Origin of the sequence: Prevotella sp. TF12-30 (assembly GCF_003436715.1) — a bacterium.
GTDB lineage: Bacteria > Bacteroidota > Bacteroidia > Bacteroidales > Bacteroidaceae > Prevotella > Prevotella copri_A.
The window spans coordinates 1-17,671 of record NZ_QSQJ01000024.1; the positions used below are offsets into that span (position 1 = coordinate 1).

Sequence of the window (17,671 nt, forward strand, 5' to 3'; positions counted from 1 at the left end):
AAGATAGAGAAGGAGATAGGTGGTTACGAAATCGACATCCCTGGCTACGACCTGTATTACAGCAGTACCGGTAAATTCATCCGTGCTGAAATTGACCGATAATTCTATCCGGCATTAACACTCATTCAATCCTATATTTTAAGCAAAACCCCCATCCGGCTTGAGAAAGCAGGATGGGGGATTTCTGTTTATCTGTTACTTCTAAAATAATATCTTATTTCAGTTTTTCTATCTGTTCCTGGGTTAGTCCGGAATACTTCATAATCAGATTGATGTCAACGCCATCAGCAAGCATATTTCTGGCAATATCCAGGGCTTTCTGGTTCATACCTTCCTCAATACCTTTTTGCTTCGCCGTATCAATGGAGTTCTTGATATCCCGATATGCCATCTTACTTGCTTCATACTCCCTCATTTCCTGAGGCGTAAACTTGGCAATCTCGGCTTCCTCAAAGAGACGGTCGAACACCTTGTCGTACAGCTCCTTCGGGCGCTGGGTAAGCTTATAGAGATTCTTCAGCGCATAAAGCCACTTCTCGTAGAGCGTTTCCAGTTCTTCCAGAGTCTTATTGAATTTAGCTATTTCTACATAGATAAACTCCAGCTTGTCGTAGAAAATCTTGTGGGTAGCGGTATCGCACAACTGTACATGATGGCGGATCTTCTCCTTGTCGAAGGCATCCTCATTCATGTTGAAGTTGAGCAGCGCAACAGTATAGACATGATTGAGTTTGAAATCCCAGTCACTTCCCTTGGGAGCCTGTTCACGGATTGGAAAAGTGGAGTAGAAGAGGGAGCGGTCCTTGAAATAAGTCTGGTAGGCATTCTGCATTTCCACGATGAACTTCTCGCCGTTTTCTCCTTCACAATACACGTCGAAGATGGCCTTGCGGTCGGTATATACATCTCCCACGTGCTCCGGGTTCAGATACGACACATCCTTCACAACCTGTCTGCCATTAAACAAGCTGTTGAGGAAGCAAATGAGCAAATCCTTGTTCATTGCCGTTCCGAATATTCGCTTGAAGCCGAAGTCGGTCAGCAAGCTGATGTATCTTTCTTCTACCTGTTTCATACGCCATTCATTTAATTCCATAATTTGTTTCACTGCAAAATTACGCTTTTTTCCTGAAACGACCAAATAAAAAGTGAGAAAACTGGCTGATAGACATTCATAAATCTCTCTATTACATAAGCAAACCCCATCCGGCTTGAGAAAGTAGGATGGGGGGATTGCTGTTTATATGCCGTTAGTGGTTATGGCTTTGAAGAGCTGCCTGGCTGATTCTTCCTCAGAACCTTATCCAGGCTGGACACGATATACCCTGCGGGATTCTTGATCTCGTGCTTTCTCTTCGCCGCATAGGCTGCCAGAAAGCACTGGTTCACGGCATCCAGGTCTGACAGGGTGAGGCGATCGCTCAACGCCTCAGCCACCTTATGGCTCACGTTCCAGTAGGAAGAGGTGAGGACCTTTCTGAAGTCTAGCCTCTTCATTGTCAGCTTTGTTCTGTCTTCATCGCTCAGCATATCTGGGTCATCGCTGCGGTACTTGAGGCCGAAGATGACCAAGCAGCCGTATTTGCCTACTACCTGGTTACGGGTAGTCTCTAGCGTGTGTATCACGATATAGTCGAGACGGTTCAGCTTGTAGGCATTTTTTATCTCCTCTTCGGCAGTAGAAAGCTGGGTATATTCCAGATTCCCCGTGCCGCGATATTGGGTGTGGCTGGTGAGGAGCGCAAGGATCTCGGGAGGCGTAAACTTGGTGTAGCCCTTCTTCAGTCGGCTCTCTGTCAGGAGATAAAGGCAGCGGGAAGACTGGTGATGGAATGACTCGTAAAGCTGCGGCGAAACCTTGAAGTAGCCCAGGTCCAGGGCGAAGTAGTACTGAGCCACGGGAATCGGCATCTCCAGGATGGCTCTCTTCTCCTGACCTTTCTTGGTGTAGTCAACGAAGTGGTAGAGGTAGTCGAACTGCTTGTAGCACAAGTGGTATGTTCCAGGATTACCAGAATCTGCGACGGTGTAAGGGATATAGACCGGCTTTTTGCCTATGTCGATAAGGGCAGTCTCCAGGTTGTTGTAATGAGATTTGGTAGCTTCCAAAGCTCTGTAGGGTACCTCGAAACGTAACATATTTTCAAGGTGCTCGAAACCATTGAGGTCCAGTTGTCCGTGGTGCGCGTTCTGGCTGATAGCCATTTTGTTCTGTTTCTGATTGTACACGTCAAGTCTGAAGATGTACTTCTGTTCTTGCGGGCTGTAGCTGTGATGCAGGGCGCAATGAGTGCCAAGCTCTGTGGCTTCGGCTACGTTGAATGTAAGGTTCTTGTTCATTGCTCGTTGTTTTAATAAAGTTATAAAATGGGGGTGGCAATGAAAAGAAACTGGGGGTACGAGTTCAAAACAAAGAACCAAAACGGTTTTTTTAGAGAGAAGTTCTGGTTCTTATCAATTATCGTACTGGACCAGAATTCTCCCATGTCGCACCCCCAATGAAATTAATCATTAACGAATGCGCACGAAAAATCCTAGTCAGAACTTGTAATTGAAATTCCATTAGCAGGATATATTCTCTCTAAAAACCTATCCTGCGGAACATTTTGAACCAAATTCTGATCTCGTCGATCATGCTTGGGCATCCTGTTGCCAGGGTGCCGTATGTTCGCTCCTCCTGTATTTCTACTGAAAGAGCGCTGCAAAGATATATAAAATTTCTGAAACTAACAAGTATTTTACAAGTTTTTTTAGAAAAAAGAGAAAAAAAGTTTGAGAACCCATCATGACCATTTTTCTTGTTTATTTCTTATATATCATATTATCATATTTCTTGTGGCGCTATTTTAATGTGTAACTATCAGATAGACAGATGAATAGAAAATGCTGTTACCATGGGAGGTAACTGGCAGAAGGCGTTATCCCGCGAGATGTAACGGTTTTCTCTGATGAGATGTAACCCTTTGGTAGGCTTGCCTACGAGAAGTAACTATCTAGACATTTCTCCCACGAGAGGTAACTAGTTAACTAAATATAAAACATTCCGGGGTAGGCGGAATTTCGCCGGAAATCGACGGCTATCGCCAGTTGGAGTTAGGAGAATGTCTTATCTTTGCAGTGTTGAAACATTAAAAACATCAGCTTATGACTAGAGAAATTACAATGATTGTGGTACACTGCAGCGCAACCCGCTGCAACCACCCTTACACCGTGCATCAGCTTTACCACGACCACGTGGAGGTGAACCACTGGCGTTACATCGGTTACCATTTCTTCATCAGCCGTGACGGCAAGGTACATGCCACCCGTCCGCTGGAGCGCATGGGTGCCCATGCCCGTGGCTGGAATGCACATTCCATCGGTATCTGCTATGAGGGTGGATTGGATGAGAACGGCTATGTGGCGGATACCCGTACCGGGGAGCAGAAGAAGGCGATGGAGAAACTGATTGTTCAGCTGAAGATACAGTTTCCCGGCATCCGCACCATTCTGGGGCACCGTGACCTGCCTGGAGTGCAGAAGGCGTGTCCCAGCTTTGATGCCACCACGCTGCAGCCCTTGTTACATCTGAATTGTAAATATTAAATTTTGTAATCAGATGAAACACCCTATCCGATTTTTTTGTATCTTCGCAGAAGAATAGATTACTAACTAAAAATTAAAACTAGATGAATGTTACCAAGCAACATTTCGTAGAACGTAGAGTGATGAGCAAGCAGGAGCTTGCTCACCTCTACTGTCCTCACAGCCGTTCCAAGGGGCATGCTGCGAGAGATGAGTTTATGGATTGGGTGAAGCGCTGCACTCCGCTCTATGTCAAACTGCAGGAATTGGGTTATAAACCTTCGCTGCATAGTTTCACGCCCAAGATGGTAGATTATATCTTTTACTATCTCGGAGAGCCGGATGGAGTGGGGATATAGCATTGGTAGTAATAAATAACTTTACAAGTTAAGCGTGGCAGAAAAATCTCTTAAGAGAAGCTGTCGTTTCCCTTAAGGAAAAATATATTTTCCCTTAAGGAAAAAAATAAAAACCCTTAAGGGAAAATTCTCAATCTCTTTTTTCCCCATTTTTCGAGCGTTTTTGCCTGATTCTCTCTACCTTGAATAATGTTTACACGGATATGGAGAGAAGATGGGGATGGGTTCAAGGTTTAGAAAATAATAGTTTGGAAAAATCAAAAGTTTATGGAAATAGTTATAGATCGTTTTGGCAGTTATCATCATGCCGTAAGTGGTAGATTGCTGATTGATGGTCAGCATGTTTGTGATACGTTGGAGGAGGATGTGCATTGTCTGCCGGAAGGCGAGTATGCCCTGCAGCGCAACAGCAAGCTAGCATTACCTTATTATATAAGACTGGCAGATGTTGATTCAGGGGTTGACTCCCCTGTTGATTCCCGTGTGTCCTTCTCCAGGGGTAATGGCATTCACGGTTGGCGCAACCACTGCATCATCGTAGGAGAGTGTCTCCATCTGGGTTTCCTCATTCATAGCGAGGCGTGCTATGATCTTCTCATTGCCCGCATTCGCATGCAGTTTGTGCGCCATCACGCAGTGGTGGTCAAGATATCCCGCTCTCCCGATTTTCTGGAAGTAGCCTGATATCTGTGCTGCTATTGATAGGCTATTTTAACCAAAAAATCTCCCTATAAGTCTGACGCATGTCGCCTGCGAAGTCCTCCAGACGTCCCGCCGGATTTGCAATCCGGCGTTAAAAAATGTCCTAACCTATTTATGCTCTGCGGATTTGCAATCCGCAGCAAAGGAGTATGCTTTTCCTTTTATTTGGGGGATTTCAAATCCCCCGTTGTTTATAGGTCGAACCTTATTTTACAGCGGATTTCAAATCCGCCGGGACGCCTAGCGGGACATTTCAAAATAGCTCCAGGATCTTATCGATAATCTTTTCGATGCTGGAAGAATCGGTGGTCTCTTCGAGCTTCTGGTTGATTTTCTCTTCTACCTTCTTGCTCACTTTATCAGCCGCCTTATCGAAAGCCTGATTGGCTTTCTCTTCCAGTTTCTTCTGCATTCTTGTGCTGAGGCTGCCTTCATCGCTTTCAGCCTGGTCCTCATTGACATTGGCTTCTGAATCTGATCCATCCATATTAGGATTGTCAGAGGATACATTTGATTCTGACTCCTCGATATGGAGATTATCGGCTGATTCCAGTGCTTTCACCATGTCGTCGGCATTCATCGTATAGACGTTGCCGAGGATACCGAAACTCACGGTATGCGGCTTGCCGTTGAACTCCACAGAACCCGTAGAGCAAACGATATAGTTGTGGTATTCGAAAAGCTGGTTCATCGCTTCGTCCATCATGCTGCCAGCCATCATCTTGGCTACAGAGCGGAGTGCCTGCGAGAAGAAATTGTTGTCGGTAGATCCTACCGCCTTTTCTACTGCCTTGCTTGCCTCCGTGCGAACCTTCTCCTTATGAGCATCTGCGCTCGGATTGGTTACGGCAAATAGGGCAAGGATGAAAATGATGAGACCTATCACCATCTTCATGGCGAAATGGCTTGTCTTCTTCTTGGGCTGCTGCTGGAAATTCGAATTCATCGCTGCTCCCTGCTGGAATCCCTGCTGATAGGCTTCCTGCTGGGCTTTCTGATAATCCTGCTCCTGGTTGGCTTCCTGCTGGGCTTTCTGGTTGCTCTGGGCTTTCTGGTTGCTTTGGTTGGCTTCTACAGCTTCCAGTACGGCTTTCAGTTCCTCTACCTTCCAGGCAGGAGTCCAGTCTGCCATTCCCTGTTTCCACACCAGTGTTTCGGGACTGATACCCTTCTGTACAAGTTGATCGAAACTGAAAGGACCTGCCTGCTGTCCATTACGATCGATTATAAAAAATTCCATCTTTGTCCTTTTAATTTTTAAATGTGAACATTCAACTTTATGAGTACTTAATCTTTCTTTGCAAGTAAGCCCCACACGCCCTGAAAGGGCAGAAGCTCCTAGCCCAGGGCAACGCCCTGGGTGTTTATGGACGCAAACCTGTCGCCCTGTAAGGGCAAAAGCTTTCAAATACCTGGCAATATACAAAGCTTTTGCCCTTACAGGGCGTCTTGCAAACTGCTATTATACCCAGGGCGATGCCCTGGGCTAGGAGCTTTTGCCCTTTCAGGGCGTGCTGCTTCAGGTATTAGTGGGTTGCCTTCCACCATCCAGTCTTCTCTCTTCCCTTGATAGCTACATTGTTTTGGCTAGGGTCGGAGATGGAAAGGCCGCAATAGTTCTTTATTTCTATAAATGTTACTTTATTATATAAAGCAGAATAGGCATAGTCAGTGTGTCCGGCTGCTTTTACAGTGAGCTTGAGTTGATTCTTAAACTGGTCAAGCAGATAACCGCTAGGATAAAGACTATCAACGTATGCCTCCATATCATAGAATAAATTCGGAGAAAATGCATCTAAACGCTGTATAGTTTCCGGATCTATATTTTCTGAAAGCGTATATTTGCTGTTGATTTCCTTCATGATGTTTGCCAATCCATCCAGTTCTCTGCAGTCTATGGCTGCTATGTTAAGATAAGGAGCCTTTGCCGTTTTATAAAAGTTTATAGACGTTGATACGATGCTCGAATAGCTTGGGGTAGGCGAATTGAGATAGTTCCACAATAACTTATATGGCAAGCCATATTGCATAATTTCGCTGCTGGACGCTATGAAGAAATTGGTAACATCTTTCAGTTCGTAGGCTGTCTCTACATTACCCATATAGCAGGCATCGAAGAGGATGTATTGCATCTTGAGTCCACTCTCCTTGATTCCTTCTGCAAGTGTAGCTACATCTATTGCATTGTCCTTAAGATTGACACTTCCGAAAAAACGGGTGTGTGGTTTGTTGGGATCACTACCAAAGTTAATTCCACTGAAACTGTATTCTTGTGGTGATGAACTTCCAAAACTTGGTCGGGCTTTGTAGGGGTAATTGTTCCAATCTTCTGCATAGGTCCATCCGCAACCATGAGCGCCAATAATGAGCGCATAGTTGAGTGCTTCTGCATTTTGTTTTACGTCATTGAGCAAGTCTGCAAATCCTTCTGCCGAACAATAACTGTTACCCTCGTATTTCTTGATAGGAACACGATTCACCTTTTTGGTTTTGGCATCATACTGCAAGTCATAGAGAGTACTCTGGTTATATTTTTCACTGAAGAAAACCAACACACGTGAATCATTCAGTCCTTTCTTTGCGATGATGCCTTCGCTGATACTGTCTAAGTTGTTCTCTAAATCATCATAAAGACCTGGATGGCTTGTGTCACCGGTCCAAGGAAAGAACACGAAAATGGTCTGCTTGTTGACGCTATCCACATCAAAAGCCTCGTCGCTACAACTGGTGAAAGTCATGGCGAACGAAAACATACATATAAATAAGGTGAAAAGCTTCTTGATCATAATAAAAAAGTTGAATGTTGAATGCTGAATGTTGAGTTGCAGAATGGCTGACGGATTCATCCGTCTGATTCCACATTCATCATTCTACACTCAACATTCAACATATATAAAAAGAATCTGTTACTTCTTCTTCAGCTCCTCGATGGTTGCCTTGAGGGCAGCAATCTTCTCTACAGAGTCGCTCTCCTTCTTGCGCTCCAGGGCCACTACCTTCTCAGGAGCGTGAGCTACGAAGTTCTCATTGCTGAGCTTCTTGCGTACACCCATCAGGAAGCCCTCCAGGTGCTTGAGCTGAGCCTCTGCCTTTTCAATCTCGGCTGCCACGTCGATGAGGTCGCCCAATGGTACGGCAAACTCGTCAGTGCCTACCATGAAGCTGGATGCATCGGCACTCTTCTCGGCGATGACCTCAATCTTGTCGAGGTTAGCCATCTTCAGCGTTACGTCGTTGTAAGCCTCGAAATCGTTCTTGCCTACTACCTGCAGAGACAACTGCTCCTTCTGGGCAATGTTCTTCTGGTTGCGAACGGTACGAACACCGGCGATAATCTGCTTCACTGCCTCAATGTCGGCTGCCAACTTCTGCTCCTCAGCTGTAGGTGCAGGAATCTCCAGCTTCTCACGCATGATGCTCTCGCCATCCTTGCGGTCGTAGATGTGCTGCCACAACTCCTCGGTGATGAATGGCATGAATGGATGCAACATCTTCAGGAGGGCATCGAAGAAGCGGAGGGTAGCGTCGTAGCTCTTCTGGTCGATAGGCTGGCCGTAAGCTGGCTTCACCATCTCCAGGTACCAAGATGAGAACTCATCCCAGAACAGCTTATATACAGTCATCAATGCCTCAGAGATACGGTAGTCCTTAAACTGCTTCTGCATCTCCTCGTTCACCTCCTTGAGCTTGGCATCAAACCACTTCACTGCGATTTCTGCGCTCTTAGGCTGCTCGATATCCGCAGTCTCCCAACCCTTCACGAGGCGGAAGGCATTCCAGATCTTATTGTTGAAGTTACGTCCCTGCTCGCAAAGGCTCTCGTCGAAGAGGATGTCGTTGCCGGCTGGAGCGCTGAGCATCATACCCATACGAACACCGTCGGCACCAAACTTGTCAATCAAATCCAGTGGGTCTGGTGAGTTGCCGAGACTCTTGCTCATCTTGCGGCCCAGCTTGTCGCGGACGATACCTGTGAAATATACGTGCTTGAATGGCATCTTGCCACGATACTCGTAGCCAGCCATGATCATACGTGCTACCCAGAAGAAGATGATATCCGGACCAGTTACGAGGTCGGAAGTAGGGTAGTAGTAGTTGATCTCCTCGTTGTCTGGATGCTCGATGCCATCAAACAGAGAGATAGGCCACAGCCATGAAGAGAACCAGGTGTCGAGGCAGTCGCTCTCCTGCTCAAGATCCTCAGCCTTGATGCTGGCGTTCTTCTCCTGAGCGAGTTTCAGAGCCTCCTCTGCAGTCTCAGCTACCACGAAATCCTTCTTGCCGGCGTTGTCGAAGTAGTAGGCTGGGATGCGGTGACCCCACCAGAGCTGACGGCTGATACACCAGTCCTTGATGTTCTCCAACCAGTGGCGATAGGTGTTCTTATACTTCTTAGGGTAGAACTCGATGTCGTCGTCCATTACAGGAGGGAGGGCGATGTCAGCAAAGTGCTGCATCTTGAGGAACCACTGTGTAGAGAGCTTTGGCTCGATAGGCACATTGGTACGCTCAGAGAAGCCCACCTTATTATTATAGTCCTCAACCTTCTCCATCAGGCCGGCGTTCTGGAGGTCGATGGAAATCTGCTTGCGCACATCCATGCGGTCCATACCTACATAGAGACCTGCTGCCTCGCTGATGGTACCGTTGTCGTTGAAGATGTCGATGGTCTCCAAACCGTGCTTCAAACCGAGGGCGTGGTCGTTGATATCGTGAGCTGGAGTCACCTTCAAGCATCCGGTACCGAACTCGATATCTACGTATGAATCCTCGATGACAGGAATCTCGCGGTTTACGAGAGGCACGATCACGTGCTTACCCTTCAACCAGGTATTCTTCTTATCCTCTGGGTTGATACACATGGCAGAGTCGCCCATGATGGTCTCAGGACGGGTGGTTGCTACCACTGCATAGTAGCCCTTCTCATCCTTGTGCATCACGTTCTCCTCATCCACCTGCTGGCAGTCCTGCTCAACTACATAATACTTCAAGTGGTAGAGCTTAGAGTGCTCATCCTTGTAGATAACCTCCTCGTCAGAGAGTGCAGTCTGAGCCTGAGGGTCCCAGTTAACCATGCGCACGCCACGATAGATGAGACCCTTCTTGTAGAGGTCGCAGAATACGTGGATGACGGCACGGGAGCGGGTCTCGTCCATGGTGAATGCTGTGCGGTCCCAGTCGCAGCTGGCACCGAGCTTGCGGAGCTGCTTGAGGATGATGCCACCGTGCTCGTGAGTCCAGTCCCAAGCATGCTTGAGGAACTCTTCGCGAGTAAGGTCGGTCTTCTTGATACCCTGCTGAGCGAGGCGGTTAACCACCTTAGCCTCGGTAGCGATACTGGCGTGGTCGGTACCTGGTACCCAGCAAGCGTTCTTGCCCTCCATGCGTGCACGGCGAACGAGAATGTCCTGGATTGTATTGTTGAGCATGTGTCCCATGTGGAGCACACCTGTAACGTTTGGTGGAGGGATTACCACCGTATAAGGTTCACGACCATCTGGCTTAGAGCTGAAAAGCTTGTTGTCGAGCCAGTACTGATACCATTTACTTTCCACTGCTTGTGGATCGTATTTACTTGCTAATTCCATTGTTTCTATCTATTTTTTATTCTTTTTCTTTCTTTTTCCTTAAAAAACGGTGCAAAGATACGAATTTTTGAGCGAAAAATGCTATCTTTGCATCAAAATTATTAATTTTTGCACAAAACGATGGTTAGTAAATATGAATTGGGATATTATGGGGGCTTGGTTCCTCTTCAATGTAATGGTGTGTGTGGCTGCTGTTTCTTTCGCCATTTTCCTTAATACGAAAGCGGGGAAGAAGTGGAAGAAGAATCTTTAAAGATTATGGAAGTATATTTGTTCTTTAATGTTTTTATATTTGTGTTGGCTCTTTCTTTCGCCATCTTTCTTAATACGAAAGCGGGAGAGAAGTGGAAGAGAAATTTATAAAGGAATTTAAACAATGCATACGAAAGAAGAAAAGTTAGTGGCGTTCAGCCGCTTGCTGGATGTACAGGATCGTTTGCGCCTGCAGTGTCCATGGGATAAGAAACAGACATTCGAGAGTCTTCGTCCGAATACCATCGAGGAGACTTTCGAACTTTGTGATGCCTTGATGAAGCGCGATTACAAGGATATCAAGAAGGAGCTGGGCGATGTGCTGGAGCACGTGATGTTCTATAGCATCATCGGCAGAGAAGACGGCGAGTTCGATATCTGCGATGTCTGCAATCAGGAAGCTGACAAGCTGATGTTCCGACATCCTTTCATCAACTGGAAGGAAGAGGGCAACTGGACTGTTTCGAATCCTGATATGTATATCAATGATGCGGGACAGGTGGTATATAAGGAGTCTGAAAAAGCAGAAACCGGGAAGGCAGAAGCTGCCAATTCGGAAGAAACCCTGGCTCTTGGTGCCAGCAAACCCAAGAATGCTGCTTCGGTAGAGAAAACCTGGGAGCAGATCAAGCAGCAGGAGAAAGATGGCAACGAGCGCGTTCTGAGCGGTGTGCCTAATTCCCTGCCATCCCTTATCAAGGCCTATCGCATTCAGGACAAGGCACGAAACGTGGGCTTCGACTGGAAGGAGAAGGAGGATGTATGGGATAAGGTACACGAAGAACTGGAAGAACTCAAGGCAGAACTTGCCAAGGACGACAAGGAAAACTCTACCCAGGAACTCGGCGATTTTCTCTTCTCCGTGATCAATGCAGCCCGTCTCTACAAGCTCAATCCGGACAATGCGCTGGAGAAGACAAACCAGAAGTTTATCCGCCGTTTCAACTATGTAGAAGATCATTCGCTCAAGCAGGGTAAGAATCTGAAAGACATGAGTTTGGAAGAGATGGATAAACTGTGGGATGAAGCCAAGAAACAGGAAAGACTTCAGAAAGAATCGTAAGCTTCAATAGGAGGAGCTTCATGATAAACAAGATAAATAGGACGTTTTTATAACAACAAAAAACTATAAGGATTATGAAAAGATTAGTTTATATGATGATGGCTTTGGTGGTACTCTTTGCTGCCAATAGCTGCAAGGATAAGAAAACCGCACAGGTAATCACTCCTACAGATTCCCTCGATCTGGAGGAGGTTGCCGATGATTCAACCATCTACGGTGTTTGTGGTGAGGGTACATCTATGCACAATCTGGAGCTGATTTCTGATGAGGGAGATACGCTCTCTGTCTTCATCGATGATGAGCAGCCAGACATCGTGCTGGGTGGTTTGCTGGCAGGCGACCGCATCGCTCTTATCGGTTACAAGGCACAGGATGGAGAGATGATGGCACAGAAAATCATCAATCTTACTTCACTCTTGGGCAAATGGACTTCACTCGACAAGAACTTCGATTTGCTGGAAGGTGGAGAGGTAAAAAACAATGTGAAGGCTGAGACCAATCCTTGGACTTCATGGAAAATCCTGAACGGAAAGCTCCTGCTCAACAAGGATACCTTTGCCATCGACAAACTGGGCTCTGACAGCTTGATGCTCGAGAATACCCAGGGCATCTATGTCTTCAAGCGCCAGGAGTAAATAGTCATTCTAAATTTTAGATAAAGTTGGAACCATTTAAGATACATATACTGGGGTGTGGCAGTGCGCTGCCAACCCTGAAACACAATGCTTCCTCGCAGCTCATAGAGATGCGGGGAAAGTGCTATATGATAGATTGTGGCGAGGGTGCACAGATGCAGTTCCGTCGCTCTCATATCCATTTCTCCAAGCTCAATGCCATCTTCATCACCCACATGCATGGTGATCATTGCTTTGGTTTGATGGGCTTGCTTTCTACGCTCGGAATGCTCGGACGTACATCTAGGTTAAGAGTCTATGCTCCAAAGGATTATGCTCCTCTGTTTAAACAACAGGTTGACTTCTTTATGCAGACGATGGAGTATGAGATGGAGATGATTCCGGTGGATACGGAGAAACAGCAGATTATCTACGAAGATCATTCTCTGTCGGTGGAGACGGTGCCTCTGAAGCATCGTCTGCCATGCTGCGGCTATATCTTCAGAGAGAAGCCTACGCTGCCTCATATCAAGAGGGATATGATAGATTACTACGGCATCCCAATCAGTCAGATCAACAACATCAAGAATGGGGCTGACTGGACCAACGAGGATGGCGAGGTGATTCCGAATGCCCGTCTGGTGACACCTGCCGACACGCCCCGCAGTTATGCCTATATGAGTGATACCCGATATATTCCGAATCTCTGGGAGAAGGTGAAGGGGGTTACGGTGCTTTATCATGAAAGTACTTATACTTCGGAACAGGAAGACCGGGCTAAGATCTACAACCATAGTACGGCGAAGCAGGCTGCGATGGTGGCAAAGGCTGCCGGGGTAGGCAAGTTGCTCCTGGGACATTATAGTGCGAGATATAATGATGAGACGGTTCTGCTGAAAGAAGCCAAAGAGGTTTTCGAGGAAAGCTATCTCACCAATGAAGGAATGGTTATCTCGGTATAAAAACAACCTTGCATCAAAAAAAGTTTGTTTTTTGGTGCAAGGTTTTGTGTTGATATTCGTTTAATATATAAAAGATAGAGAAAATTGGAATCTGAAAAACTACTTTTGCACGACATCAAAGGCGGCAGTCGGGCGGCGATGCACCGGCTCTACGACCGCTACGTAGGATATGCCATGGCGGTAGCGCTGAGGTATGTCCCTTTACGTGATGATGCGGAGGATGTGGTGCAGGATAGTTTTGTGAAACTTTTCTCTGGTATTGCCAACTTCGAGTACAGGGGAGAAGGTTCGCTGAAGGCGTGGTTTCTCCGGATTGTGGCAAATGAGGCTATCAGCTTTACCCGAAGGCAGAGTCGCATCACTTTCGTGGATGAAGTTCCGGAAGATGTGAGTGACGACGAACCGGAGGTAGAACGGGTGCCGCCTGCCGTATTGACGAAGATGATCGGTGAATTGCCCGAGGGCTATCGACTGGTTCTGAACATGTTTGTGTTTGAGCAAAGAAGCCATAAGGAGATTGCTGATCTGCTGGGCATCAAGGAGAGTACCTCTGCTTCGCAATATCTAAGAGCCAAGAAGTTTCTGGCAAAGAAAATAAATGAATATCTAAATAATATAAACGAGAAAGAATATGAGTAATCAAGATTGGACAAGCAAACTTCAAGACCAGTTGGCAGGCTATCAGGAGTCTGTCAGCCACGACTTGTGGGCAGGCATTGAACAATCGCTTGCTCAGAAAAATATAGAATCCGTTTCGTCGAATCCACAGACGATAGCTTCAGAAAGCTCAGAATCTACAGATTTACACGTTGGTTCAGAGGCTAAAAAGAATGCCAGGGTTTTACACGACAGTTCAAAGGTTCAAAAGAATGCCAGGATTGTCTATTTCAAGCGATGGTCTGCGGCTGCAGCAGCCGTGGCATTATTGGGAATAGGTGGAAGCTATGTTTATCTGCACCAGGAGGATGTAGAAAAGGGTAATCTGCAATTGGCATCTCTTTCATCTCCTGCAGTTTCAGCGGATTTGCAATCCGCTGCATCCCAGCCAGCTCCATCTCACGTTGTTTCAGTGGATTTGCAATCCGCTGCATCTCAACCCGCTCCATCCCACGTTGTTTCAGCGGATTTGCAATCCACTGCATCTCAACCAGCTCCATCCCTCGTTGTTTCAGCGGATTTGCAATCCGCTGCATCTCAACCCGCTCCATCCCACGCTGTTTCAGCGGATTTGCAATCCGCTGCATCTCAAAAGAAGGCGAGTGATGTCCTTAAAAAAGAATCTGAGAATGAAATCTCTTTGCTTGCAGAGAAATCCGATCATAAGGCCTTAACCCGCTCTACCGATCATCATGCGGCAGCGTATGCTTCTCAGTCTTATCATTTTGAAAAAAATGAGGAGGTTTCTGGCTGGTCGATGCAACTCTATGCCGAAAACCTGACGCCAAGTTTGGGCGGTGTGAATTCCGATGCGTCTGGAGGCTATAATGATTTTAGCTATGGAACGATGGCAGAACCGATGCCGGGTGTCATCCCTGATCCAACGGCTGGAGGCATATATGGAGAAGAGTATCTCTTGGCATCCTATAAGGCGATTCAAAGAAACCAGCAGGGGAATGCCAAGCATCATGCTCCGGTATCCGTAGGTTTGCAGGTAGCCTTTGGTATTGCACCTCGTCTGTCTTTGAGTACGGGTTTGGTATATACACGCACTTCTTCTGATTTTTATCCATACGCACCAAGTAGTAACTACAATGTTCATCAGGTGCTTCATTATGTGGGTATTCCGGTGGGATTGAATTATGAATTCTGGCAGAGTGGAGGCTTCCATGCTTACGTGATGGCTGGTGCTGAGGCTGATTACAATGTGAAGAATGATACCGAAGAAGAGGGAGTAAAGAAAGAGAATGCCAAGCGAGACAGGGTGCAGTTCTCTGGAAAGGCTTCGCTCGGTGCGCAGTATGACATCACGCCAAAGGTGGGTCTGTATATCGAACCGGGTGCTAAATATTATTTCGATAACGGAAGCCATGTGGAAAATACCTTCAAGGATAAAAAGTTGAATTTCAATCTCCAGTTCGGTTTGAGATTCAATCTATAGTATAAAAAACAGAACTTTCGCACATGCGAAAGTTCTGTTTTTTTTTATTCTATTTCTGCAAAAGCTTCTCACTCATATTGAGCGCAGCCTTTCTACCATCTCCCATGGCAAGAATCACGGTAGCGCCACCTCTTACGATGTCGCCGCCAGCGTAGATTTCCTCAATAGAACTCTGCATCTGGTCATTTACGGCAATCGTATTCTTTCTGCCAAGTTCCAATCCCTCAATGCTCTGAGGAACGAGTGGGTTAGGGCTTACGCCAACGGCTACGATTACCTGATCGCACTCCAAAGTGATGGTCTCGCCTGTAGCTTCCGGACGGCGACGGCCGCTGGCATCTGGCTCTCCGAGCTGCATCACATCCAAGACCACAGCCTTTACTGCGCCCTTCTCATCCGCCTCATATTCCTTTGGATTATGTAAGGTCATGAAGTTGATGCCTTCTTCCTTGGCGTGCTTTACCTCTTCAAGTCGGGCTGGCATCTCTGCTTCCGAACGTCGATAAACCAATGTTACCTCGGCTCCCAGACGCTTAGCGGTGCGGCAGCTGTCCATTGCAGTGTTTCCGCCACCTACAACAACCACCTTCTTCCCCAGGTTGATAGGGGTGTCGGTATGAGGGTTGGCTGCATCCATCAGGTTCACACGGGTAAGATACTCGTTGGATGACATGATGTTCAAGGCGTTCTCGCCAGGGATATTCATGAAGTTAGGAAGTCCTGCTCCCGAACCTACGAAGATGCCCTTGAAGCCCTGCTGCTCCAAATCCTTCACGGAGATAGTCTTGCCCACGATGCAGTCGGTAATGAACTTCACACCCATCTTCTGGAGATTCTCTATCTCCACATCCACGATGGCATTTGGCAATCGGAACTCTGGAATACCATATTTCAATACACCGCCTATCTCGTGCAGAGCCTCGAACACGGTGACGTCGAATCCCTTCTTCGCCATATCGCCAGCAAAGCTCAAGCCGGAAGGACCTGAACCAACTACCGCCACCTTGATGCCGTTTGCCTCATCGCACTCAGGCACAGAGATGTTGCCACTCTGACGCTCGTAGTCGGCTGCAAAGCGCTCCAGGTAGCCGATGGCTACGGCTGGCTCGTTCATCTTGAGATGTACGCACTTGCTCTCGCACTGTTTCTCCTGAGGACAAACACGACCGCAAACGGCTGGGAGTGCAGAGGTGTTTTTCAGAACCTTGGCTGCGGCAAGGAACTGTCCACGCTCGATGTTCTTGATGAAGGATGGAATGTTGATGCTCACTGGGCAGCCCTCCATACAGGTTGGTTTCGGACAGTCGAGACAGCGCTTTGCCTCTGTCATAGCCATCTCCTTGGTCAAACCGATGTTTACTTCCTCGGTGCGGGTAGTTGCACGATAAACTGGGTCCAGCTCTGGCATCTTGACGCGCTCGATAGCGGTGCGCTCCTTTGCTTTCATCGAAGCACGTAACTCCTTGCGCCACTCCGCGTTACGGTCTGTCAGCTCTTCTATTGGTGCATCGGTAGGCTCCACATCCATCGTAATGTCTGTAGTCTCCTTCTTCTTCCCTGCATCCACTGTAGCCAGATGCTCCTCGAAGTGCTCCATTTCCTCGCGCTCTACATCCTTGAAGGTGCCCATACGCTTGAACATCTCATCCCAATCTACCTGGGCGCCATCAAACTCCGGACCATCGATGCAGACAAACTTGGTCTTGCCGCCGATGGTGAGACGGCAGGCTCCGCACATACCGGTACCATCTACCATGATGGTATTGAGCGATACATCAGTAGAGAGATTATATTTCTGGGTTAAGAGGCAGCAGAACTTCATCATGATAGGAGGACCGATGGCGAACACCTTGTCTATATGTTCCTGGTTGATGAGCTTTTCGATGCCCACGGTTACTACGCCTTTTTCGCCGTAGCTTCCGTCATCGGTCATGATGATGAGTTCGTCGCTGGATGCACGCACTTCATCTTCCATGATGACGAGGTCCTTGCTTCTACCAGCAATCACGCTGAGCACTCGGTTGCCTGCTGCCTTGAGTGCCTTGATGATAGGGAGCATGGGAGCTACACCTACGCCACCACCGGCACAGATCACGGTACCGAAGTTTTCGATGTGGGTAGGGTTTCCGAGTGGTCCCACCACGTCGTGAATCTCATCGCCCTCATTCAGGGCGCAGAGCTTGGTAGAGGAGAGTCCTACCTTCTGTACAACCAGCGTGATGGTGCCTTTCTCGATGTCGGCATCGGCGATGGTCAGCGGCATGCGCTCGCTGTTGTTATCTACACGGATGATGACGAAGTTGCCAGCCTTGCGGCTCTTGGCGATGAGTGGAGCTTCCACATCGAAACGGAATACCTTTTCAGAGTATTGTATTTTCTTGATAATCTTGTTCATGGGCTATTAACTTTTTATGTTGAATACTATCTGTGATTCTATTTCTTAATTAGTTGTCTTGATGTTTGTTCATG

14 protein-coding genes are annotated in these 17,671 nt (G+C 47.2%); 8 read left to right on the plus strand and 6 right to left on the minus strand.

The genetic code is table 11. From position 1 onward, the window contains the following. Positions 1 to 214: 214 nt before the first annotated feature. Positions 215 to 1,096, minus strand: coding sequence for an Rpn family recombination-promoting nuclease/putative transposase (locus DXD25_RS09960; protein ID WP_233522264.1), 882 nt, complete (start codon positions 1,094 to 1,096; stop codon positions 215 to 217). 161 nt (positions 1,097 to 1,257) lie between these two features. After that, the gene (locus tag DXD25_RS09965) at positions 1,258 to 2,340 is read right to left on the minus strand and encodes a hypothetical protein (RefSeq protein WP_117663367.1); all 1,083 of its coding nucleotides are present in this window, start codon (positions 2,338 to 2,340) and stop codon (positions 1,258 to 1,260) included. 804 nt (positions 2,341 to 3,144) lie between these two features. On the opposite strand from DXD25_RS09965, the gene DXD25_RS09970 reads away from it, so the two are divergent. From DXD25_RS09970 to DXD25_RS09980, 3 genes are all read left to right on the plus strand, one after another. After that, positions 3,145 to 3,585, plus strand: coding sequence for an N-acetylmuramoyl-L-alanine amidase (locus tag DXD25_RS09970; protein WP_117663368.1), 441 nt, complete (start codon positions 3,145 to 3,147; stop codon positions 3,583 to 3,585). A gap of 83 nt (positions 3,586 to 3,668) precedes the next feature. Continuing rightward, on the plus strand, positions 3,669 to 3,923 hold the full coding sequence (locus tag DXD25_RS09975) for a DUF4248 domain-containing protein (RefSeq protein WP_117663369.1): 255 nt from the start codon (positions 3,669 to 3,671) through the stop codon (positions 3,921 to 3,923). 267 nt (positions 3,924 to 4,190) lie between these two features. Beyond that, positions 4,191 to 4,607 carry a DUF5675 family protein gene (locus DXD25_RS09980; RefSeq protein ID WP_117663370.1) on the plus strand — a complete coding sequence of 139 codons (417 nt, stop codon included), beginning with the start codon at positions 4,191 to 4,193 and terminating at the stop codon, positions 4,605 to 4,607. A 271-nt stretch (positions 4,608 to 4,878) separates the two neighbouring features. Here the strand turns inward: DXD25_RS09980 and DXD25_RS09985 are convergent, their stop codons facing one another. From DXD25_RS09985 to DXD25_RS09995, 3 genes are all read right to left on the minus strand, one after another. Continuing rightward, entirely contained in the window at positions 4,879 to 5,865 is a 987-nt protein-coding gene (locus DXD25_RS09985; protein WP_117663371.1) for a GYF domain-containing protein, read from the minus strand. Positions 5,866 to 6,151: 286 nt separating this feature from the next. Then, positions 6,152 to 7,411 carry a clostripain-related cysteine peptidase gene (locus DXD25_RS09990; RefSeq protein ID WP_117663372.1) on the minus strand — a complete coding sequence of 420 codons (1,260 nt, stop codon included), beginning with the start codon at positions 7,409 to 7,411 and terminating at the stop codon, positions 6,152 to 6,154. A 120-nt stretch (positions 7,412 to 7,531) separates the two neighbouring features. Further along, positions 7,532 to 10,213, minus strand: a complete 2,682-nt coding sequence (locus DXD25_RS09995) for a valine--tRNA ligase (protein ID WP_117663373.1) — start codon at positions 10,211 to 10,213, stop codon at positions 7,532 to 7,534. Positions 10,214 to 10,589: 376 nt separating this feature from the next. Here DXD25_RS09995 and mazG point away from each other — a divergent pair, with 376 nt between their 5' ends. From mazG to DXD25_RS10020, 5 genes are all read left to right on the plus strand, one after another. Next, positions 10,590 to 11,528, plus strand: a complete 939-nt coding sequence (mazG, locus tag DXD25_RS10000) for a nucleoside triphosphate pyrophosphohydrolase (protein WP_117663374.1) — start codon at positions 10,590 to 10,592, stop codon at positions 11,526 to 11,528. A gap of 74 nt (positions 11,529 to 11,602) precedes the next feature. Further along, positions 11,603 to 12,163 (plus strand): hypothetical protein, encoded by a 561-nt coding sequence (locus DXD25_RS10005; RefSeq protein ID WP_089543396.1) that lies wholly within the window; start codon positions 11,603 to 11,605, stop codon positions 12,161 to 12,163. A 26-nt stretch (positions 12,164 to 12,189) separates the two neighbouring features. After that, positions 12,190 to 13,104, plus strand: a complete 915-nt coding sequence (locus DXD25_RS10010; RefSeq protein WP_117663375.1) for a ribonuclease Z — start codon at positions 12,190 to 12,192, stop codon at positions 13,102 to 13,104. A gap of 84 nt (positions 13,105 to 13,188) precedes the next feature. Then, entirely contained in the window at positions 13,189 to 13,743 is a 555-nt protein-coding gene (locus DXD25_RS10015) for an RNA polymerase sigma factor (protein WP_089543394.1), read from the plus strand. Next, positions 13,736 to 15,202 carry an outer membrane beta-barrel protein gene (locus DXD25_RS10020; RefSeq protein ID WP_117663376.1) on the plus strand — a complete coding sequence of 489 codons (1,467 nt, stop codon included), beginning with the start codon at positions 13,736 to 13,738 and terminating at the stop codon, positions 15,200 to 15,202. Before DXD25_RS10015 ends, DXD25_RS10020 begins: the two co-directional genes overlap by 8 nt. Before the next feature lie 49 nt (positions 15,203 to 15,251). Here the strand turns inward: DXD25_RS10020 and DXD25_RS10025 are convergent, their stop codons facing one another. Continuing rightward, complete coding sequence (locus DXD25_RS10025; protein WP_117663377.1) at positions 15,252 to 17,597, minus strand: bifunctional dihydroorotate dehydrogenase B NAD binding subunit/NADPH-dependent glutamate synthase; 2,346 nt, start codon at positions 17,595 to 17,597, stop codon at positions 15,252 to 15,254. Positions 17,598 to 17,671 lie beyond the last annotated feature (74 nt).

Bases quoted from the DNA above. Each gene is read 5' to 3' on its own strand.
- DXD25_RS09980 (WP_117663370.1), top strand. From the start codon at position 4,191: ATGGAAATAGTTATAGATCGTTTTGGCAGTTATCATCATGCCGTAAGT.
- DXD25_RS09970 (WP_117663368.1), top strand. From the start codon at position 3,145: ATGACTAGAGAAATTACAATGATTGTGGTACACTGCAGCGCAACCCGC.
- DXD25_RS09995 (WP_117663373.1), bottom strand. From the start codon at position 10,213: ATGGAATTAGCAAGTAAATACGATCCACAAGCAGTGGAAAGTAAATGG.
- mazG (WP_117663374.1), top strand. From the start codon at position 10,590: ATGCATACGAAAGAAGAAAAGTTAGTGGCGTTCAGCCGCTTGCTGGAT.
- DXD25_RS09965 (WP_117663367.1), bottom strand. From the start codon at position 2,340: ATGAACAAGAACCTTACATTCAACGTAGCCGAAGCCACAGAGCTTGGC.
- DXD25_RS09960 (WP_233522264.1), bottom strand. From the start codon at position 1,096: ATGGAATTAAATGAATGGCGTATGAAACAGGTAGAAGAAAGATACATC.
- DXD25_RS09985 (WP_117663371.1), bottom strand. From the start codon at position 5,865: ATGGAATTTTTTATAATCGATCGTAATGGACAGCAGGCAGGTCCTTTC.
- DXD25_RS09975 (WP_117663369.1), top strand. From the start codon at position 3,669: ATGAATGTTACCAAGCAACATTTCGTAGAACGTAGAGTGATGAGCAAG.
- DXD25_RS10025 (WP_117663377.1), bottom strand. From the start codon at position 17,597: ATGAACAAGATTATCAAGAAAATACAATACTCTGAAAAGGTATTCCGT.
- DXD25_RS10005 (WP_089543396.1), top strand. From the start codon at position 11,603: ATGAAAAGATTAGTTTATATGATGATGGCTTTGGTGGTACTCTTTGCT.
- DXD25_RS09990 (WP_117663372.1), bottom strand. From the start codon at position 7,411: ATGATCAAGAAGCTTTTCACCTTATTTATATGTATGTTTTCGTTCGCC.
- DXD25_RS10020 (WP_117663376.1), top strand. From the start codon at position 13,736: ATGAGTAATCAAGATTGGACAAGCAAACTTCAAGACCAGTTGGCAGGC.